20 protein-coding genes are annotated in these 19,307 nt (G+C 47.8%); 5 read left to right on the top strand and 15 right to left on the bottom strand.

The annotated features are described in order from the left end of the window. Positions 1 to 30: 30 nt before the first annotated feature. From phrB to IFO68_RS00835, 10 genes are all read right to left on the bottom strand, one after another. Positions 31 to 1,491 (bottom strand): deoxyribodipyrimidine photo-lyase, encoded by a 1,461-nt coding sequence (phrB, locus tag IFO68_RS00790; protein WP_192013802.1) that lies wholly within the window; start codon positions 1,489 to 1,491, stop codon positions 31 to 33. A 4-nt stretch (positions 1,492 to 1,495) separates the two neighbouring features. Next, on the bottom strand, positions 1,496 to 2,311 hold the full coding sequence (locus tag IFO68_RS00795; protein ID WP_192013804.1) for a MerR family transcriptional regulator: 816 nt from the start codon (positions 2,309 to 2,311) through the stop codon (positions 1,496 to 1,498). A 4-nt stretch (positions 2,312 to 2,315) separates the two neighbouring features. Further along, complete coding sequence (locus tag IFO68_RS00800; protein WP_192013805.1) at positions 2,316 to 3,260, bottom strand: YbgA family protein; 945 nt, start codon at positions 3,258 to 3,260, stop codon at positions 2,316 to 2,318. A 162-nt stretch (positions 3,261 to 3,422) separates the two neighbouring features. Next, positions 3,423 to 3,854 (bottom strand): YkvA family protein, encoded by a 432-nt coding sequence (locus IFO68_RS00805; protein WP_225444988.1) that lies wholly within the window; start codon positions 3,852 to 3,854, stop codon positions 3,423 to 3,425. Between the two features lie 236 nt (positions 3,855 to 4,090). Beyond that, a complete protein-coding gene (locus tag IFO68_RS00810; protein WP_192013807.1) occupies positions 4,091 to 5,413 on the bottom strand; it encodes a type II toxin-antitoxin system HipA family toxin in 1,323 nt (440 codons plus the stop codon). Beyond that, positions 5,407 to 5,775 (bottom strand): helix-turn-helix domain-containing protein, encoded by a 369-nt coding sequence (locus tag IFO68_RS00815; RefSeq protein ID WP_192013809.1) that lies wholly within the window; start codon positions 5,773 to 5,775, stop codon positions 5,407 to 5,409. The genes IFO68_RS00810 and IFO68_RS00815 overlap by 7 nt, the downstream gene beginning before the upstream one ends. Positions 5,776 to 5,999: 224 nt before the next feature. Further along, on the bottom strand, positions 6,000 to 6,245 hold the full coding sequence (locus tag IFO68_RS00820) for a Rho-binding antiterminator (RefSeq protein WP_192013811.1): 246 nt from the start codon (positions 6,243 to 6,245) through the stop codon (positions 6,000 to 6,002). A 55-nt stretch (positions 6,246 to 6,300) separates the two neighbouring features. Then, positions 6,301 to 6,699 carry a GNAT family N-acetyltransferase gene (locus IFO68_RS00825; protein WP_192013813.1) on the bottom strand — a complete coding sequence of 133 codons (399 nt, stop codon included), beginning with the start codon at positions 6,697 to 6,699 and terminating at the stop codon, positions 6,301 to 6,303. A 222-nt stretch (positions 6,700 to 6,921) separates the two neighbouring features. Beyond that, on the bottom strand, positions 6,922 to 7,839 hold the full coding sequence (gene yddG / locus IFO68_RS00830; protein ID WP_192013815.1) for an aromatic amino acid DMT transporter YddG: 918 nt from the start codon (positions 7,837 to 7,839) through the stop codon (positions 6,922 to 6,924). An 81-nt stretch (positions 7,840 to 7,920) separates the two neighbouring features. After that, a complete protein-coding gene (locus IFO68_RS00835) occupies positions 7,921 to 8,532 on the bottom strand; it encodes a dihydrofolate reductase family protein (RefSeq protein WP_336510239.1) in 612 nt (203 codons plus the stop codon). 586 nt (positions 8,533 to 9,118) lie between these two features. On the opposite strand from IFO68_RS00835, the gene IFO68_RS00840 reads away from it, so the two are divergent. The 4 genes from IFO68_RS00840 to IFO68_RS00855 all read left to right on the top strand — a co-directional run bounded on the left by IFO68_RS00840 (position 9,119) and on the right by IFO68_RS00855 (position 14,264). Beyond that, positions 9,119 to 10,432 carry a molybdopterin-dependent oxidoreductase gene (locus IFO68_RS00840; RefSeq protein ID WP_192013819.1) on the top strand — a complete coding sequence of 438 codons (1,314 nt, stop codon included), beginning with the start codon at positions 9,119 to 9,121 and terminating at the stop codon, positions 10,430 to 10,432. 4 nt (positions 10,433 to 10,436) lie between these two features. After that, entirely contained in the window at positions 10,437 to 11,096 is a 660-nt protein-coding gene (locus tag IFO68_RS00845; RefSeq protein ID WP_192013820.1) for a c-type cytochrome, read from the top strand. A gap of 163 nt (positions 11,097 to 11,259) precedes the next feature. Then, entirely contained in the window at positions 11,260 to 12,822 is a 1,563-nt protein-coding gene (locus IFO68_RS00850) for a bifunctional metallophosphatase/5'-nucleotidase (protein WP_192013822.1), read from the top strand. 23 nt (positions 12,823 to 12,845) lie between these two features. Next, positions 12,846 to 14,264, top strand: a complete 1,419-nt coding sequence (locus IFO68_RS00855) for a hypothetical protein (protein ID WP_192013823.1) — start codon at positions 12,846 to 12,848, stop codon at positions 14,262 to 14,264. A gap of 149 nt (positions 14,265 to 14,413) precedes the next feature. On the opposite strand, the gene IFO68_RS00860 is transcribed toward IFO68_RS00855, so the two are convergent. Beyond that, entirely contained in the window at positions 14,414 to 15,301 is an 888-nt protein-coding gene (locus IFO68_RS00860; protein WP_192013825.1) for an NmrA family NAD(P)-binding protein, read from the bottom strand. 95 nt (positions 15,302 to 15,396) lie between these two features. On the opposite strand from IFO68_RS00860, the gene IFO68_RS00865 reads away from it, so the two are divergent. Next, positions 15,397 to 16,305 (top strand): LysR family transcriptional regulator, encoded by a 909-nt coding sequence (locus IFO68_RS00865; RefSeq protein ID WP_225444989.1) that lies wholly within the window; start codon positions 15,397 to 15,399, stop codon positions 16,303 to 16,305. A 19-nt stretch (positions 16,306 to 16,324) separates the two neighbouring features. On the opposite strand, the gene IFO68_RS00870 is transcribed toward IFO68_RS00865, so the two are convergent. The 4 genes from IFO68_RS00870 to IFO68_RS00890 form a co-directional block, all read right to left on the bottom strand. Further along, positions 16,325 to 16,735 (bottom strand): PaaI family thioesterase, encoded by a 411-nt coding sequence (locus tag IFO68_RS00870; protein ID WP_192014525.1) that lies wholly within the window; start codon positions 16,733 to 16,735, stop codon positions 16,325 to 16,327. A gap of 298 nt (positions 16,736 to 17,033) precedes the next feature. Then, positions 17,034 to 17,855: an NAD-dependent epimerase/dehydratase family protein gene (locus IFO68_RS00875; protein WP_192013827.1), complete on the bottom strand. Its 822-nt coding sequence runs from the start codon at positions 17,853 to 17,855 to the stop codon at positions 17,034 to 17,036. A gap of 157 nt (positions 17,856 to 18,012) precedes the next feature. After that, positions 18,013 to 18,513, bottom strand: coding sequence for a DUF2867 domain-containing protein (locus IFO68_RS00885; RefSeq protein ID WP_192013829.1), 501 nt, complete (start codon positions 18,511 to 18,513; stop codon positions 18,013 to 18,015). Positions 18,514 to 18,862: 349 nt separating this feature from the next. Next, positions 18,863 to 19,240, bottom strand: a complete 378-nt coding sequence (locus IFO68_RS00890; protein WP_192013830.1) for a GFA family protein — start codon at positions 19,238 to 19,240, stop codon at positions 18,863 to 18,865. Between the last annotated feature and the right edge of the window lie 67 nt (positions 19,241 to 19,307).

Raw genomic sequence — 19,307 nt, forward strand, 5'->3', positions numbered from 1 at the left:
TACTCATAACAAGTTCGCGACCTTGATCTTTCATGATGTGGCTTTTGCCTGTTTAAATGCCTCAATGGCATGTAACCTCGCCAACTTGTGATCCACCATAGGCGTGGGATACTCAAGGCTGGCTGCGCCTGACCATTCATGGGGGGTGTGAATATACTTGTCAGGCACGTTTTCGAGCTCTTTTACCCATATACGTATGAACTCACCATTTGGATCAAACTTTTTTCCCTGCGTAGTCGGATTGAATACCCGAAAATAGGGCTGAGCATCGGTGCCGGTAGATGCCGCCCATTGCCAGCCACCGTTATTCGATGCCAAATCCCCGTCGATCAGATGAGACATGAACCACTGCTCGCCCGCCTGCCAGTGGATCAGCAAATCTTTGGTTAAGAAGCTGGCGGTAATCATCCGCAGTCGGTTGTGCATCCAGCCGGTGGCTTTCAGCTGGCGCATGGCGGCATCGACGATGGGAAAACCGGTTTCTCCCTGTTGCCAACGTGCCAGTGCTGCTTTGTCGGAATGCCAGGTCACTTGTCTTGTCCAGCCGACAAATGGCTGGGCTCGGCTGACTTTCGGGTAAGCCTCAATGAGATGACGGTAAAACTCACGCCAGATAATTTCATTGAGCCAGACAAAAGGCCCTGCGTCCTGCTTCTCAATTGCGTGCGGGTACTCATGTAAAATCGCAGAGACGCATTGCCGGGCCGACAAGGCACCAATAGCCAGATACGGTGATAATTTGCTGGTGCCCTCTACGGCAGGAAAATCCCGCTGCTCGCCGTAGTCCGCAATATGCTCGATACAAAAGCGCATCAGCGCATCGCGGATAGAGTTTTCTTCCACTGGCCAGCGACTGCTGTCTGCCATCGGATAGTTCATCCATGACGGTTCGAAGTTGGTCTCAATCACGGAGCCAAAACGGTCGGCACAGTCATAGGGTGATACAGGTTGCGGCACAGGTTGCGCCAGCGCCGGGCTTTGCTGGAACAGACGTAACCATTCGCGGCGAAAAGGCGTATATACTCTGAAAGACTCGCCCTGACGAGTCAGAACACTGCCGGCAGGCAGCACACAGGTATCTTCCAGAGCGCTGAATTTGATCCCCGCCTCTGCCAGCGCATGACCCGCAGCCATGTCACGTTGGCGCTCATTCCATTCATACTGCTTGTTACAGAACACATGCTCTGCCTGCCAGTCGTGAGCCAATGTTGTCAGGCAGTCAGGGACAGCGTTAAAGTCAGCAACTGCCTCTATGCGCAGTGGAATATTAAGTTCAGCCAGCTGAGACTGGAGCACAGCTAACCGACGGCGCATAAAATCGATCTGGATGGGAGCCACATCGTGACTCGCCCACTGCTCAGGCGTGGCAATGAACACCGCCAGCACAGAATGGTACTTCTGGCATGCCTGAATCAGGGCCGTGTTATCGACCGTTCTCAAATCTGCCCGAAACCACATCAGGCATCGATTGCTGCTATTGGTCGCGGTCATGGCATCAGGCTCCTTTTAACTGCTGCACCCAGTCAGCATGGATAGCGGCGATACTGCCTTTCAGCGAGACCGGACACTGACACTCGCTGTCTACACGCGCAAGTTGCTTTAAAATCGCCGGAGGAAGCTTGCTTTCCCCAATCACAACCACAGATTCAAATGCCTGTTGTGAGACTGCCGCTTCCAGACCGTGTAATTTGCTGTTAAACGGCAGATTACCCAGCAGAGTGACACTGTAACCTTCATTGCTCAGTGACAGAGCGGTGAGCCAGATGTAATGCGTAATGCCATCCTGGGCCGGTTCAAAGCTCAGCAGCATGGCTTTGCGGCTGCTCCGTTTACGTGTTTTGGCTACCAGGCTGGCGCATTGCTCTATCAGAGTGGATTGCCACAGTGCTTGCTGAATCGCCCGCAGCGGATTAGCCGGATCGTTTACCTGGGTGTCTACAGGCACTACCACTTTTTCGACAAACATTGGCAGCGGGTATTCTTTCATCAGCTGGCTCAGTAACTGTTCGAGTTTTTCGCGCCGGCAATCTGATAAAGCGCCCAGTATCGGTGCTATCCCATCACTGCCTTTTTCCTGACCGCTGGCGTCACTCACCTGGCCTTCGAGTAACGGCCTTACCTTGCTGATAGCGACGCCTTTCTCAAGCCAGGACAGGATCAAACGGATCTTTTCAATATCCGCCTGTGTATATAAACGGTGCCCTTTTTCTGTGCGCTGTGGCTTGAGCAGCCCGTACCGGCGTTGCCATGCGCGTAAAGTGACGGAATTCACCCCCGTCATTTCAGACACTTCTCTAATAGCGAATAACATAACTTCAGAGGCCATAACGTAATTTCAACTCCTCCGGATACGGATTAAGAAAGGTCTGCAACTGCAGATACGGATCCGGGTATTCTTTCAGGTAATGTTTGATCAAGACCAGAGGGGCCAGAATAGGCTGATGACCCAGGCGGTAGCTTTCAATCAGGTCCAGCAATTCCTGCTTTTGTTCGCCGGTCAGGTTGCGTTTGAAATAACCCTGTAAATGCATTAGCACATTGGTGTTGTTGCTTCGGCGAGCATGTTTGCTCAGGGCATCCATGAACTGCTGACGGTATTCAACGAAAAATTCCGCCAGATCCCAGTCTTTGATGCCGGCCACTAGCCGCCCCAACTCTCTGTACGCTGTCGGGCTGTGTGCCATCAGGACGTATTTATAGCGTGAATGAAATTTAACGAACGCATCCATGCTCAAGCCACTGCCCATGTTTTGATAAAAATCATGTAAGGCATAAATACGAAACACAAAGTTTTCACGCAGCGCTGGGTCATGCAACCGCCCGTCCTCTTCGACGGGTAACCAGGGCATAGCTGCCATCAATTTTCGGGTAAACACCCCCACTGTGCCCCCCGGTACTGTGTTACCGTTCGGGATATACAGCTTCACCCTTTCCATGCCACAAGTGGGTGATTTGGCACATACTACAAAGCCACACAGAGATTGAATGCCGCTGATGTGCTTATCAGCAAACGCCTTCATTTTTTCGGTGACATCCAGCTCACCGCCTTTGCTATCGACCAGGCGCTCACCATTTTCCTGCTGTACCAGCCGTATTGTTGGGCGTGGAACAGGCAGGCCGATTGCCATTTCAGGGCAAACCGGGCGAAACTGTACAAATTTTGCCAGTTCGTCCGTCACAAAGCGGTTTCTTTTGTGTCCGCCATCAAAGCGCACTTTCTCGCCAAGTACACATGCACTAATACCTACCGGGATACTCATCTCACACCTGTACAAAAAATCATCTTGTACAATGATGCTAGTTAAGCTTAACGAGTTGTACAAGAAAATAAAATGTATAACTTTGTAACTACCACTGTCTCAGACACAAAAAAGCTGCCTGATATCCACTGGCAGCTTTTTTGACTTTGAAATAAAAGGAAATTATTCGTTTTTAACGTCTGGCTGTTCTGTACCTGTCGAGGCATTTCCTGCTCGCCAGGCTTCATAATCATCCAGATCCTGTTGTACAAGCTTGAGACAGACGGCCAGAATCAGCGCGTCATCCGTCAGCCCCAGGAAGGGAATCACATCCGGCAGAACATCCAATGGGTTAAACACATAAAGTAAGGCCGTAACGATGGCAGCAACAGTAAACCAGGGAATTTCCCGGTACTCGCCTTTCCAGTAAGCCTTAACCAGGCCATACATGGATTTCACTACGTTGAAATACTTACGCAGCGTGCCACTTTTCTGCACTTTGTCTTCAATGACTTGCTCTTTTTCTAACACACGCTGAATGTCTTTATCCGTGACTTTTCTAGACGAGCTTTCCAGCTTTTCTTTGGCTTCCTGTTCATTCATTGACTGACTCATCCTCTCGCCTTAGTGGGCCATTTCTTCTTAAGTTAACTATGGCTTTTCGCCTCTCATTTGTCATTAAGGGAAAAAGCCCGCATCTCCGTAGTGAGGTTTTCAAAGTACCCTCGCGATCCGACGCTGAATATCGTTGGCAGTTGTTCTAGCTCGATATTTATAACCATTACTTTGCTGTTTTTTAGCCCCGCAAACCGAGTGTAAAGCCTTCAAGGATTAATAAACTGAGAATATCGTTAAATCTTCAGTCTCAGATTTGCTCCGACTTCTTGGATCAGACTTTCAGGGACACCGTTATCTTGAGCTCTCGATCGCCAGGTAGAGACATGCTCTATGGTTGAGTCCAGAATGCTATCAACTTTCTCCCTGGTGAATAACGGGCTCAGTTTACGGAACTGATGGAAATCCTCACGGGTGAAATTGTCCCGCTTTCCGTTGAGACTCATCCAGTGGCTGTTTACCCACTTACTTCCTTTCTTGTAGGAGTAGGCAAGGTCATAGGCAGGCGCCAATGTCCACTCCCCCTTCTCTGACATCATAAAACTCCAGTTCTTGGAATGATCGTCGTGGTTTCTGGCCACAACGTTAAACACCATTCGGCGAAATAGTTGTTCAGCGTCAAAAGCCTTGAGTTTAAGCCTCCGGGCAATGGCAAAAAGCTCTTCATAGGAATACTCACCGACCCGCTTAAAGTTCACATGAGCAATACCGTTGAGTGTCTGCGTGTGGACACGCTTATTCTGGACCCGGTCAAACCGCTGTGTCACAAAATGACGGCGATCACCTTCTTGCAGTAAACGAGTGGGCATCATCTCAATACCACATAACTCACTGGCAATCTGGTAATAGGTGAATTCTCCAGCACCGTAACCAAGTGGATCACCAAACGTTTCTCTGTCTTTATTGTGCTCACTGACTCCGTCGAATTTCAGTAACCAATGAGTGAAACCTTCCGGGGCATCTGTCTGGCCGGAACGAGCCTCTGTGAATTCCTTGTTGAATGCCAGCACAGCTTTAGGCCGTGCCCCGCCCGCGCTCATGCCTACTGACATCAGGGCCAGCATGGCCTCTTTGTCCTCATCACCATGGCCGTTTAGATCAACGCCAAACTGAGTACGCTCATCAAGAATTTCCTGAGCAATGGACACCAATTCCTGAACTTCGACAGGATTGGAGCTGTTGAGTTTGTTCATTCTCTTTGCCGGTGAATAGGTCAATGCCCCCATTCCCCGCTCTCCAGTGTACTGGAGGCGTTGCAGAGGCGTGATATCACCCGGTTGTTTACCGTTACGGGCAACCCAACTGTTTAACACCGCATTCCCGAAGTCATCAGGGAGCGAGTCCGCCAACAGGCCGGACATACCGCGGAAGGTGTCCCAGTCAAGATTGGGAAACTGATATATCTGAGTGCCCAGAGGCATCATCAGGGGGGATAGCTCCAGACCTGAATCAATAAATGAGCGGTCGTATTCGAAGGAACTGCGCTTTGTCTGCGTGTCAAAGGTGGCAGCACCGACATCCCGGCCCTGATATTTCACCACAACATATTCTTTTACCATCCCAAGTCTTCCTTATTGCCATCATCTGCTTTGTCTTCCGGGGACTTTGTCTTGTTGCTTGGTTTCCGTCTGTTGGAGGCCCGAACCCGCTGGTAACCTTTCATCTTTGCCAGTTGGATTGGGGATAAATCTATAGGCGGGAGGAAGCTGTCGAGATGATCTACGATTCCCAGCGCCAACATCGTCGCCATGAGTGTTTCCACTTTGCAGCGTCCGCTTTCTACGTTTTTAATCGTGGTGCGATTGAGACCCGTGATCTCGGCGATCTCTTGCTGGGTCATGTTCGCGTTTAAACGATAGGTTTGAATGCGCTCGCCGATGAGCTCTGCGAGCGCCATTGGCGTCAAATCATGGTAATTCATGCAAAACCTCATAGCCAATAGTGATAGCTAAACTCATCATAAAATACATCTATACCTCATTATGGCGAGTTTAATCATCATTAACACATACTTCAAGTAATGATGTATATAGCGATCACTAAATCAATATAAGGCCTTTAATGATGGCTATAGGCATCATTAGCAATCATAGCCAAAAAGAGAGCCTTGGTGTGATGCGATTCGTGTCCGTTATTGGTGGTCTGCTAACGAAAACTCACCCGTTCGAAATGGGGGTTCGGACGGGCCGCTTCCATTGTGGTCAACTGGTCAAGCACAACAATCTGTAACCCGAAGGAAGTTTTCAGTGACATACACTCTTGTTTTTCTTCATTGCGAAGTGTGTCCTGGGCTATACCCTCAATCTCACTTCCGTCTGTCAGACACAGTTTTACCGGCAACTTATACAAGCAGGCAATTTCGATATAGTCATATTGCTGACATGAAATCATCTTCAAACCTCCTTCGCGGTACGTCATGTTCGCGATACGTCACGATTGTCGTTTACTACTTTTTCACCCAGTACATGCCTTCCGAGTTTGGCCGGGACAATTTAAAACCAAACTTTTCATACAATTCAGGAACGTCTGCCATCAGCGACACATAAGAGCGGGGAAAGGCAGCGTTGTCGAGATAAGCCATGATATATTCCATGATTTGACGCCCGAGGCCCTTTCCTTGATGGTCGGGATCAACAGCAACATCCACAATATCAAAATTAATGGCTCCGTCGCCCACCACTCTCCCCATGGCAACAGGTATACCGTCATAAAGAATATGTACGCCGTAAAGGCTGTTTGGCAAGCCTTTCACTGCCGCTTCATAAGAACGGGACGATAATCCAGAGATTTCGCGTAAACGTAAAAAATCTTCAGGGCCAACCACTTGCTCAATAACCTGGTACATCAATATTCCTTTCTATCATCAATACATTTGCAGTAAATCCGAATCGCGTAAGCCAGCAAAAACGCTATCTTAGTGATTCGCGTCGGATCTTACTTTGATATTCAATTTATTTGATATGTCATTAGAAGAATCGTGATCGTCTTCAATGGAAATAAAGGCTGGTGGTTTGGATGTAAGGATAGACGAATAAAAAACCCGCAATATATGCGGGTTGGGTGACGATCAGGCCTGTTCTTCCTGTAATGGCTGTGAAGAAGCTTGTTCACGGGTGATCCACCAGCACAGTACAGAAGCAACACTCACCATCACAACACCTTGCCAGAAGGTTGCCGTTAACGTCAGTCCCAGCAACTGCGCAGACAAAAAGGTTGAAAACACAGGTACGAAATAAGACAAGGTTGCCAGCAGTACCATGTTGCCGCGCAGGATCCCGATATTCCATAATGCATAGCCGCCACCCATGGCAAGACCAGCCAATAGCAAATCCCTGATCACCGGGAGATCAAACTGCATTGGCGGTTCATTGGTGAACATAAACTTCAGCCAAAGCGCGACTGCTGTTGCTGCAAAAAACCAGGTAATGGCGTTTTTACCACTGGCCATGATCCGGGTAACATTGCAATAAATTGCCCAGATGAACGCCCCACTCAGCGCGAGCGTGTAACTGAGCGGGTTACTTTGTACATTGTCGGTTAACCGGGACACAGACAGTCCGCTATCACCCGCTACTGTCCAGGCAACACCAAAGAAAGACAGTAATAAGCAAGGATACAACATCCAACTGACTGACCGTCGTGAGAAAATCACCGCAAACAGTACCGTCAGACACGGCCAGAGGTAGTTTATCAATCCCATTTCAACCGCTTGCAGTCGATCATTTGCCATCCCCAGAGACAACGCCAGACACATTTCATAGCTGACAAACAGCAGACCGCCGATCAAAAGGTATTTCCGGGAAAATGAAGACAGCTTAGGCAAGCCAACGGTCAGAATGAGAATGAAAGCGCTGACGCTGTAAATCATGGCAGCACCGCCTACAGGGCCAAGCTGCTCGGTCACATTCCGAATAAGCGCAACCACACTGCTGAAAAGACAGATTGCGCCGCACCCGGCCAGAGTAAATTGATGACTGCGTACCACGGTTAACCCTTGTATATAAACATCTGAGAATCCACAACACTGCCTGAGAATTACCGCGAAAACAACCTGAAACCCCCTTGTTTATGGCCCAGATGCATATCTCAACAGCATGACATCCCGATTCAGCCTTTTGGCATCCAGCAACATCAATCTTTGCCATACCTTGGCACCATCAAAAGCTTGCTTGCCACTGGTACTGACAAAAGGCTCCAGTAAGAACTGATACTCATTAATTAAACTTGCATCAGCCAGTGAGGCAGCCAAAGCAGGACTGCCAAACAGAACAACATTGCCGCTTATTTCAGACAAGAATTGCCGGGTATTCTCAATATCTGGTCCTTTCAGAGCCTCAGTATTTTGCCAGGGAAACTCAAGAGGCCGTGTTGTGACCACACGCTTGGGAATGGACTGCAACTCCATCGCCAGATACTGCATAAATTTAGGTAAATCCTTCCTCGTTGCTGCTTCAGGCCAGAAAGCCGCAAAAAGATCATACGTATGGCGTCCCAGAATTAATGCTTCTGAGCCATGAAGTAATTCAAGGGCGTATTCATGATGCTCCTGATCCACTACGGCATCTTCATGATGGCAGTGGCCATTCAATGTCATGTTTAACGAGTAAATCAGGTATGCCATAACAAATCCTCTTTTACGTAAAGCGCACGCAGAGCCCCTCTGCAATACTGGTTTCATGAGTATTTGCAGAGAGGCCGGGATTTGCCAGTTTTAGTATCAGAAAAGAGGTGTCAATGCGCTTGTTTATTGTTGATAAATCAATAACTACTGCTCAGCACATGCTATTAACCCCCCATTGAGATAAACAGAGAGCCAAAAACCCGATTTAACGCATCCATGGTCGACGGGCTGATCAGATAAAGCTTCGCGACACTAAATACAATACGGGCGACAAAAAAGTAAGCCCAAGAGAAAGTGCCATACTGAGTCCTTCAAACGACAAAATGAATACAGAATCATACGAATAACGCCTCTTCATCTTGCGGGCAAGGACTGTTATTAACATAAAACATTGCTGTAATCAGATTGGACAAGTTACCTATCTTCAGCGAGTGAGTTTGAGAGAAATATCGTTGCAAACTAAACTCAGTAGCGTAGCTGCAACCTTTGAGCACTGAAGGCAAGCAATTTTGCGTTCTGAGTGCTTGATTCTCAGTCTTGAAAAGTGCCTCAGCCACTCATCTTGTTGATCCGGATGAACGTTAGATTGGTCACATATGTTGAACCAGAGGCGCCTGTTAGTTGACTTGATAAGGTGCGAATTATGGCTAAAGACAAGAAAAATACACCTCAAGGTATCTTCGAGTTCTACGAGAAAAACCCGGATTCAGCGGACAAAAACGTCTTTGGCCGAGTCAGCTTTCCGGACAGACGTGGTTTCTTGAAAGGCGCAGGCTTAGCAACAATGGCTGCTGTGCTTGGCGGTGCGATTCCTTTTCACCGTAACATGCCCGCAGGCTTGATCCCCGCCGCTTTCGCGGAAGGCCTGGATGATGTGGTGATAGAAGGTAAAGATGGTCTGACGGTACTGAACGACAGGCCAATGAACGCAGAAACTCCGCCCCACCTTCTCAATGACGACATCACACCCACCTCGCGGCATTTTATTCGAAATAACGGTATCCCGCCGACTGATGTTAACCCGGACGCCTGGAAATTAACGATTGACGGCCTGGTCGACAACCCCATGACATTAACCATTGAAGAGCTGAAGAAAAACTTCGATGTCGTAGAACAGCAACTGGTGTTGGAGTGCGGTGGGAATGGCCGCGCATTCTTCGAACCCAAAGCCACCGGGAATCAGTGGACCTACGGCGCCGTGGGTTGTTCAGCCTGGACAGGCGTGCGACTCGCCGATGTGCTGAAAGCCGCCGGTGTGAAAGATAACGCCGTTTATACCGCGCATTACGGTGCGGATAAAGACCTGTCCGGCAAGGAAGGAAAAATACCCATTTCCCGCGGTGTACCCATAATCAAAGCCATGAGCAGCGAAAACCTGATTGCCTTTGCTCAGAACGGCGAAGCACTGCACCCAATGAATGGTGCCCCGATACGGCTGATCATTCCCGGCTGGCCCGGCTCCTGCTCGCAAAAATGGCTGACACGTATTCAAATCCGGGATCAAATTCATGACGGCCCCAAAATGACCGGTACGTCTTACCGCGTGCCCAACCGCCCTGTTGCACCAGGAGAGAAAGTGGATGAAAAAGATTTTGAGATCATCGAACGAATGCCGGTGAAATCTCTGATTACCTCACCACAAACCAACACCACAGTGTCTGGCAGTGAAACTTCGGTCCGGGGACATGCCTGGTCTGGCGATCGCAAGATAGAGAAAGTACAGGTTTCCATCGACTTTGGTGCAACCTGGATGGATGCTGATCTTTCCGCCCCAGCCAATGAAGGTGCCTGGCAAACCTTCACCACTAAGGTGAAATTCCCTCAGCCCGGATATTATGAAATCTGGGCCAAAGCCACAGACGACAAAGGCATCAGCCAGCCTTTTGCCATTGCGTGGAATCCCAAAGGCTATCTTAACAACACCTTCCACCGTGTCGCGCTGGTCGTTAACGGATAACCTCATGAGTAGGATAACTTTTATCGAGCGGGTATTCCCGCTCTCATTTTCTCTGCTTCTGTTTGTCAGCCTGCCGCTTTCGGCCAATGAAACCCTGATTGCCGCAGGCGAACAACAAGCTTTAGTGTGCAAAGCCTGTCATCAGATGGAACCAAATGGGGTGGCAGCCATCGGGCCGCCGCTCTGGGGCTTAGCCGAGCGTCACATCGCCAGTTTCAAAGGCTTCAATTACAGCGATGCCTTAAAGCAGCAGCAGGGACAATGGGATGCCGCAAAACTTGATGCGTTTTTAGCCTCCCCCTCAGACTTTGCCCCCGGCACCAAGATGGTTTTTCCCGGCGTGAAAGACCCGGGGACACGGGCAGCCATTATTGCCTGGCTGGCAACCAAAAACCCGACACCGCCGGATTGGATCACTGAATCGGCTGGCGAACCGGTAAAATCACCCGGTGAAGGTATCCTGGCACCGGGAAAAAACATGGCGCTGGTGGCTTCTGCTTGTTCCGCCTGCCATTCGCTTTATCTCGTTACACAGCAAGGACTCAGCAAAGAAAGATGGGATGAGTTATTAACATGGATGGTTGATGAGCAAGGGATGGATGAATTGGATCTGGATGATCGCGAAGCGATCCTTGTTTATCTTTCGACGTATTACGGAATGTAGTGGCATCAGAATAACCAACACAAAAAGAAATTCCGGAGTTATCTTTATATTATCCGCACCAATAATGTGAACCAACTCAATTGTAGGGCCCATTCCCAACCGCATAATCAGTTCGGCTTCAATCAAAATAGCCGTGTACCCTACAATTCAGATGGAACCGAATATGAAAAAAGTCATTCACAGACCAATCCTAGCGACACTGGTAGCAACGCTCCTGGGCACATCCTCCTATGCGATTGCCGAAGTGCACCATGTCACGCTGTTGCACACCAATGACATTGAAAGTGTCTATGAACCCGTTGATGCATTCTGGAACCCGGATATCACCCGTATCGGTGGCATCCCTTATCTTGCAACACTCATCAAAGAAACAAGAGCAAAAGAAGAGACCAGCTTCCTCCTTGATGCTGGCGACATTTTCACCGGCTCACTCGCAAAAAAATCCAAAGGTAAACTCTCTTTCGATTTATATAGCGCCATGGGTTATGACGTAATCACGCTAGGCAACCACGAGTTTGAATACGGTTGGGAAACGCTCAAGCAAACAATGCCCAGAGCCGCTTACCCGGTACTGAATGCGAACATCAAGTTTGAGCAAAATGACGCACCTTTCGCTCAGCCTTATACCATTCTTGAGCAAGATGGAGTTCGAGTGGGTGTCATTGGCGTGATGGGGATTGATGCCTTCTATAACACGATGTGGAAAGGCAACAGAAAAGGCTTAACCATTGATGACCCCATTGCAGTCACTCAATACTGGGTGGACAAAATTCGTGATGACGTTGATATGATTGTGGTTCTGACTCACCAAAATAAAACCGCCCCAATGCAAACCGATAAAGAAGCCGATCCGGAAGTCCAACGTGGATTCGATGAAGACTATGACATGGCAGGTAAACTGACAGGCGTTGATGTTATTTTTGGTGGCCACTCAGATCATGGTTTGTGGAAACCTGTTGTTCATCCTAAAACAGGCACAGTCATTGGTTTAACTTTCGGGCAAGGCAAATACCTGGGCTACACAAAATTTGCAGTCGATACCGATAAACACAGTGTAAAACTGCTTGAAGGTAAACTGATTCCGGTTGAGTCAGACAAACTGAAACGAGATGAGAAAACCAGTCAGTTAATTGAAACCGCGCGCAGCAAACATCCGGAACTGACTCAAACATTAGCCACGCTGGACAAAACCGCTTACCGCAGCTATTACCGAGAATCGAATGTGGGTAATTTGGTTGCCGACATAATGCGAACGGCGGCGAACGCAGACATCAGTATGATCAGCTCTGGCAGTATACGTGTCGACCTGAACAAAGGCCCGGTGACCATGGAAAATATCATGGATCTATTCCCTTTCACCGATAAGCTCTCTTTGGTTGAGCTGACAGGAAAACAAGTAAAAGAGCTACTTGAATACAGCTACACTCTCCCTTATGGATTAGCACAATTCTCGGGTATCGAGGCGCAATACGACAGTCAGAAACCAGAAGGAAACCGTTTACTGACGCTAAAAGTCAATGGCAGCGCGGTAGAAAACGACCAGGTTTACAAGGTCGCTACCTATTCTTATGCCGCAAGTGGTGGTGACGGATATAAAGTGTTTTCTGAGGGTGAAATACTGACAGAAACCGGTTCAATCACTCAGGTGCTCATTGAGCAGCTTAAAGCACAGAAAAACATTCAGGTACCAGCTTTAGGCCGTCAAATCGACGTATCCAAACAATAATACCCTGTGGAGGGTAAGCAGCAGTGCCTTTCAGAGAAAATTACAATGGCTGCAAGACTTATGGTTGCCCAAATTGCGGCAACCCCGAACAGTCACTCTACTCGCGCTCAGACAGGCTCGGTTACGATGCTTGGTATTGCTCTGAATGCGGTGCTTACCCACCCGTATTATTGAATCAGCCTATCCTTGCACTGGCGGAGCAAATTCGCACCCGCCAGTGTGATAACTCCCTCTTTCGTCACTGCGCGTGTCGGCAGCCAACATTTCAGCGTTATGGTTTTACCGCAAGCGGCAGTCAACGCGTACAATGCACGCAATGTCACCAAGTGGTGACCTTACTCAATGCCAGAAAGCTGGCGAACAGACTTCAGCCAATTATGGATGCCCTGACCCACCGGGTCCGTCCCGGAGCAATCCAAAAAGCATGCCATCTGAGCGGAAAAGAGTTCGCAACACGTCTGCCTCTCCTCGCCCAGCTACTCACACAAGTAAGCCGTGGCTGGGAAAAAGAAATCGACTTCGCTTTGATCCAAACCCGCACGACGCGACAAGTCTGTCGCTCTGGTTTACAGCACGGTAATAACAAACAATATGAAACCCGTCTTTGGACACTTTCGAGTGCAGATTCCCAATCCGGCTATCTGTTGTTATTCAATGACAACGCTTTATATGACGACGTTTCGCTCACCTCAGCAGTGCTGGCACAGAGTCTCTATCACCTTGATCACGTCGAGCCTGATTTAGATAGTAATATCGATGTGCTGAATAAAGCCGAGCACACTTACAGCAAGATTTTAGCCCGCAGCCAGTTCGATAAACTAGCGTACAGCCTCCAGCGTCATGCTAAATCAAAAGAAGCACAGTTATTGCGTCCTGTCTACGCCGCCCATGCTCACTTCCAAAACCTGTACAGGATGACACATTGCGTACCGCCATCCGCGATTATTCTTGAGCATGAAAGCTTCTTGCGCGGTGCTTCTATTACGGCTTTTAGCCACGAAATAGGCAAAGGCCACACCGATCTCTATTATTGCCATTTAACCCAGAAAATTGACACATTGATGCCACCAGTAATCAGCAAGAATATGAGCTGGTGGAATGAGAAATGGTATCGCCTGTCAATTGAAAACAAGCATGGTAACTGGCAGGCTGGTATCGGCGTACTAACCAATGAACACAGCAAAATTCGCCAAATATTGCCTTCACATCCTGACTGGAATCAGTATTTCTGGCATGGGTTTAACCACTGGCTCACCCCTGAATACGCCAGACGTATTAGCCTGAAGCGCCTCCACCAGTGGCAAGCCGTCTATCGGTATTTGTACAACCTTGTCTTTACCGACCGGTTAAACATTAAAGCAACGCATGGCATTGAACCAACACAGATAAGCGCAATCGCAGATTTCATAAACCAAGAAAAGCTCAACTCGCGCAAACTGTGAATGCAGCGATTGCTTAAGGCTTCTGAGTGAGAGTCCATGTCGCCTGCAATATGGAGTGCCCGCCTGTCTTCAGAACGAGTGAAATCGGGCATGAACGCCGTGCCCGATCGTCTGGAAGTTATGCTCTGCCACAGCAGGACGCTAGGAGATTACCCCGCGGCCAGCGCATCAATCATAATATCAAGCTTAACCGTCCCAAGGCGGCGCTCAATGCTCAATCTGTCATGAAAGGCGATATGACCAGAGTTAAGACCCTGAGTCATTTCAATAAACCCGGCGATGGCTGCTGATGAAAATCCTTGGCCAGCTATTGACTGTGCCCAGTCTGATTCCGGTATTGAGAAAGGCTGTATCGCTTCTCCAAGTTTAAGGGATACGAGCTCCGCGACATCATTCGGGGAATACCTATCGGGACCTTCCAGATCAATGATTCGTACGCCGCGCCAGTCTTCACAAAGAACTTCAGCCGCGATGCGGCCAATATCTGGTGTTGCGATCATCGGGAACTTTTGATTCAACGGCGAAAGAAAACTGGGTAATTGGCGCTGGAGTATAGCCATCTTAACAAGCGGCCTCCAGTTTTCCATAAAGTAAGCTGCGCGAAGGAATACTACAGGCAATCCTGTGTCGATGATACAAGCCTCAAGCATACGATTCATGGCTATCCAGCCGGTTCCCTCGGCTTGTTCAGCACCGATTGATGAGAGAGCAACAATCTTGGCTAACTTCGCCTCTTTTGCTGCCGCTGCAATGGTGTGAGCCATCTCTCTAGCCTGTGAAAATAGATCCTCGGACGAATACTGAGGAGGGCTGACGATGTACGCACCGTCCGCACCAGAAAAGGCCCTGCAAAGGGCAAAGCCATCTGAGAAATCAGCCACAGCGACTTCCGCCCCAAGTGTCGTCCACACATCCCCCGCTGGCTCATCTCGCACCACAACCCGCACACGTTTACCGGCATCGAGTAATGTTTTTGCGACAGCAGATCCTGTGCGGCCTGTAGCGCCTGTTACAACATACAATTCGTTAGTGCTCATCAATCATCTCCTCGTTCAGAACCATAATGGATTCGATGTGAGGAATGCTATACTGCCCACCAACATATGAAAAATGCATGAAGGCTATATCGAGAATGCAAAAAGTGGATATCGGTGGGGTCGATCTCAATCTTCTCAAGTTGTTTGACGCCTTACTGAAAGAAGGCAGTGTGACAGGTGCGGGCGCACGGTTAGGGCTGAGCCAGCCTGCGGCAAGTCGAGGTTTAGCACGCTTACGCCGATTATTGAACGACCGGATTCTGGTACGAACAACCAACGGATGGGAGTTTACACAAAGAGCACTCGCATTATCGGCACCGGTGACCAAATTATTGGATGATGCTCGCGCAATCGTCGCACCGTCGGAGTTTCATCCAAGCACCGCATCAGGGCAATTTACTGTTGCCACCGCAGATCATTTAGCCCTCTTATTAATGCCTGAGCTGGTCGCTAAATTTGCCTCGTTGGCACCCGGGATTGATCTCGTTATGCCAGCAACAGCCGGCGACAACGTTGATTTGATTGCTCAGGGTAGCGCCGATCTGGCAATTGGCTCTTTCGAAGGGCTTCCTGCAAGGTTTTACAGCAGGCGACTCTATGATGAAGATTTTGTCTGTGTGGTACGCCAAGATCATCCGATCATCGACGAAGAGTTGACGCTCGAAAAATTTGTCTCGTTATCGCATCTTTCGGTGATTATCACCGGCCAGGGAAGGAGTACCGTGGATGAAGCGCTAGCGCAACACGGGCTCACCAGAAGAATTGCGGTACGAACCCCTCACTTCTTGGTTGCTCCCATGATAGTGGCCGAAAGTGACTTGATTCTGTGCATTCCGCGAAGATTGGCCCATCGACTTGCCAAGTCGGTTGCTATAGAAGTACTTGAACTCCCGGTAGAAATACCGTCATTCACCCCATCAATTATCTGGCATGAAAGGCAACATGATGATCCTGCCCACATATGGCTTCGCAACCTGATTGTAGAAATCGCCCGGAAACTGTGAACAAAAGCTGTCGTTGTGTTTAGCTTGGTTGACTAGCATCAATCTTGTTGATTGTTCCAAGAGAAACCGCAACCAGTTTTTCTTCGTTATCTGTTTTGGCGTATACCTTGCACTCACAGGTAGCTTGACGCTTTCCAGAGTATAAAACTGTTGACCTGGCAATCAATCTGTCTCCGATCGCTGGCCTGACGTAGTTCACTTTATATTCTGAAGTGACACAGCTTCCCAGTACTGATGCTCCAGCAAAGGTAATACAGTTATCAGCCAAATAGCTAACGACACCACCATGTGCAAAACCATTGTTTTGCTTGAGATCATCTCTCATCTCAAGGCTCAATTCAGCAGTGCCGGCCTCAAAAACGTCCAGCTTTGTCCCCAAAAGCAAACTGAAAGACTGCTGTGCCAGGATCTCTTTCCCTTTCTCTAACATATTGCTCAATTTTCATCTCCTTACCGATATTCCGAAAATCTCATGCTCAACCCGCCGCGCATGCGTTTGTTAGGCGTCTACCTCTACTTTCCACCATTTAGGTCTTTTGGATATATAGGAATGCCCTTCTGGAGCAAAAGCATTAAGGTTAGGATATCGTCTGGTGACACACTCAATAGAAGCCTGTGGAACCTCTCATGATTAGGCCAGGAACTGGCTAAGCTTTTTCTATAATCATGCGCTTCGGGCTTGTCCCCCCCGGATAAAGTGTCGGCTGGGAGACATTTATCCTGACCTGTCATGTGTAATTTTTTATATATCTTTCAACTAACTGAGTCGGTTTGAACCTTGAGCTAACAGGAAGGACAAGATTAAGTTTTTCAACTTCTGTCGCCTCCGGACCATTGATGGACTCGAATTCATCCCAGCATATTTCGGTCACCTTTTGAACAATAGTATGACTCAATAAAAGTTGAGAAAATGCCTTTGGGCTAAATCCTTTGGGCTCAGCAATAAAGTGCTGTTTCTGGAAGAATCCCTCTTGCACCAATAACAAATAGTATCTCGCAATGTCAACAACATGAATATATTGGTTAAAACCTACAGAGGGTACTGCCACATTTATTGTGTGATCAGACAGAGACTCAACAATTCGTTTCAGCTGACAGTTTTCCCCGCCATAAACCAAGCTAGGGCAATAAACAATATTCCAGTTTTTCCTCAACGCTAGCTGTATTGTGTATACATCGGGCTTAACTGCTTCCAAGGGCTTTAGAATGAAGTTTTGCAAATCTTCAGGTGACGACTTACCAAAGAGCCAAACACCTGATGTATGGATTTTTATCGCACCCTCAGTAGCAAATTTATCGAGATGTTCTAGTAGTCCTTGTTCAATAACAGCGATTTCGTCAGGTGAATATTCAGACCAATGCGGGCGAGCACAATTAATAACCACATCAAAGGAACCTGTAAAATCAGAACTATCGGGGCCGATTATTCCTGTCTTGGGAACACCTGCCTTGTCTCTGCTATATACGAATACTTCAAAACGATGTTCACGAAATAGATTCGTTACGTGATGACCAATGTAACCATTAGCCCCAGCAATGAGTACCTTCATTCTTCCTCTGAATTCAATATTACACATAACACGTGACATGCATTCTGTAGCCACATTCAGGGGTGGATACCGCTGAAACCAAAATTCCGCAGACCACTTTCATCACAAAAGTCACCGCATACCAAAATACGACGAGGCATGAATCCCTCTTGACGCTTTAATATGCCTGTGCCAACGTTTTCAATGAACTCGGGACAATCAGCTTGTGAATTGGAGCAACAAAAAACATGTACACTTTGCCAAAAAAATTATGTACATGTACTACCGTTGTTGCGTGAACCCTGACTTTGTCACCTTCTACGTCCAATAGAAACGACACTCTTACATCAAGGTGTCTATCACTGTCCTCTAAGACTATTTCGGTATCACTGTTACTCTGTAATGTAAAAATGCCAATTCGCTCACCAACTTTGATGCTTGCCATGTTTTTCTCAGAACCCGCATCCTGAAGTCGGCCTAAATGTTTTAACCCAAACATTGATACAATGCGATTTCTCATTGCCATTAAGAAAGAAACCCACGCTGGCGTTTGTTTCGCTATTTCAAGATAAACATCAAGTGCGGTCTGATTATTGTTGGGAATTTCGCGTGAAAAGCTATCAGAGAAATAAGCCCCTTTCGCATAATCAAACAACTTAGAATGTTTTGGAATTGTCATGTATTTCTCCCAAAGGCATAACGAATGCCATGAAGTTCCGCTCATCAGGCCCAGCCACACTTGGAAAGACTAAACACAACATCACTAGACACCACCATTACACTATCTGTCTATGGCATTGATTATGCCAAACCAGTTGCAGTATCCACGCAGAAGATCACCGATGCAAGGTGTTGATCCACGAACCACTTTAAAAGAACATCAATTCTTGCTGATCATATGTCGCACTTGAGTTCGGTGTTTTTCTCAGCACCGCTGGATGCACGCCAGTTACTCTTTGCTGGCGCAAAGCGTAACCAGAAATGCCTTTAGGTTATCTATAACACGTCTCAATTTATGCGCCTAAAAATTAATTGGCATCTTTTGGGTGGTGGATACCATCGTAGATCTTTACTGGCTCTAACTCATACGGGTTAACACCCTCTAGGCACGCAACATTAATTGCATATTGGTGCGGGTTAGAACGCCTTTGGTGGTGAGTGTATATACCACAAGTTTTACAAAAAAAGTGTTTTGCTGTCATGGTGTTAAATTGATAGAGAGTTAAATTATCTTCACCTTTAACAATTTTTAGGTTTTCTAGTAGAACTGAAGCTGCAATTGCCCCACGCTTTCTGCACATAGAACATGAACAGCGACGGGGATCTTCTAAACCGTTTGGTAATGTAAGCTCAAGCTCAACTGTACCACAGTGACATTTTGCTTTATGTACCTTGTTAATTTTCATATTAGTGCTTCCTTGCTAGCTCAGGGGCTTATTCAACATCTGGATAAAGTGTCGACAGCGCAACACT

This window comes from Photobacterium arenosum (assembly GCF_014841115.1).
GTDB lineage: Bacteria > Pseudomonadota > Gammaproteobacteria > Enterobacterales > Vibrionaceae > Photobacterium > Photobacterium arenosum.

What these genes read in the sequence shown, in the direction of transcription:
- IFO68_RS00825 (WP_192013813.1), bottom strand. Translation starts at nt 6,699, where the DNA reads ATGTACCAGGTTATTGAGCAAGTGGTTGGCCCTGAAGATTTTTTACGT.
- IFO68_RS00860 (WP_192013825.1), bottom strand. Translation starts at nt 15,301, where the DNA reads ATGAGCACTAACGAATTGTATGTTGTAACAGGCGCTACAGGCCGCACA.
- IFO68_RS00865 (WP_225444989.1), top strand. Translation starts at nt 15,397, where the DNA reads ATGCAAAAAGTGGATATCGGTGGGGTCGATCTCAATCTTCTCAAGTTG.
- IFO68_RS00870 (WP_192014525.1), bottom strand. Translation starts at nt 16,735, where the DNA reads ATGTTAGAGAAAGGGAAAGAGATCCTGGCACAGCAGTCTTTCAGTTTG.
- IFO68_RS00890 (WP_192013830.1), bottom strand. Translation starts at nt 19,240, where the DNA reads ATGAAAATTAACAAGGTACATAAAGCAAAATGTCACTGTGGTACAGTT.
- IFO68_RS00885 (WP_192013829.1), bottom strand. Translation starts at nt 18,513, where the DNA reads ATGACAATTCCAAAACATTCTAAGTTGTTTGATTATGCGAAAGGGGCT.
- IFO68_RS00850 (WP_192013822.1), top strand. Translation starts at nt 11,260, where the DNA reads ATGAAAAAAGTCATTCACAGACCAATCCTAGCGACACTGGTAGCAACG.
- IFO68_RS00810 (WP_192013807.1), bottom strand. Translation starts at nt 5,413, where the DNA reads ATGGTAAAAGAATATGTTGTGGTGAAATATCAGGGCCGGGATGTCGGT.
- IFO68_RS00820 (WP_192013811.1), bottom strand. Translation starts at nt 6,245, where the DNA reads ATGATTTCATGTCAGCAATATGACTATATCGAAATTGCCTGCTTGTAT.
- IFO68_RS00845 (WP_192013820.1), top strand. Translation starts at nt 10,437, where the DNA reads ATGAGTAGGATAACTTTTATCGAGCGGGTATTCCCGCTCTCATTTTCT.
- IFO68_RS00835 (WP_336510239.1), bottom strand. Translation starts at nt 8,532, where the DNA reads ATGAAACCAGTATTGCAGAGGGGCTCTGCGTGCGCTTTACGTAAAAGA.
- IFO68_RS00805 (WP_225444988.1), bottom strand. Translation starts at nt 3,854, where the DNA reads ATGAGTCAGTCAATGAATGAACAGGAAGCCAAAGAAAAGCTGGAAAGC.
- IFO68_RS00875 (WP_192013827.1), bottom strand. Translation starts at nt 17,855, where the DNA reads ATGAAGGTACTCATTGCTGGGGCTAATGGTTACATTGGTCATCACGTA.
- IFO68_RS00795 (WP_192013804.1), bottom strand. Translation starts at nt 2,311, where the DNA reads ATGTTATTCGCTATTAGAGAAGTGTCTGAAATGACGGGGGTGAATTCC.
- phrB (WP_192013802.1), bottom strand. Translation starts at nt 1,491, where the DNA reads ATGACCGCGACCAATAGCAGCAATCGATGCCTGATGTGGTTTCGGGCA.
- IFO68_RS00800 (WP_192013805.1), bottom strand. Translation starts at nt 3,260, where the DNA reads ATGAGTATCCCGGTAGGTATTAGTGCATGTGTACTTGGCGAGAAAGTG.
- IFO68_RS00815 (WP_192013809.1), bottom strand. Translation starts at nt 5,775, where the DNA reads ATGAATTACCATGATTTGACGCCAATGGCGCTCGCAGAGCTCATCGGC.
- IFO68_RS00840 (WP_192013819.1), top strand. Translation starts at nt 9,119, where the DNA reads ATGGCTAAAGACAAGAAAAATACACCTCAAGGTATCTTCGAGTTCTAC.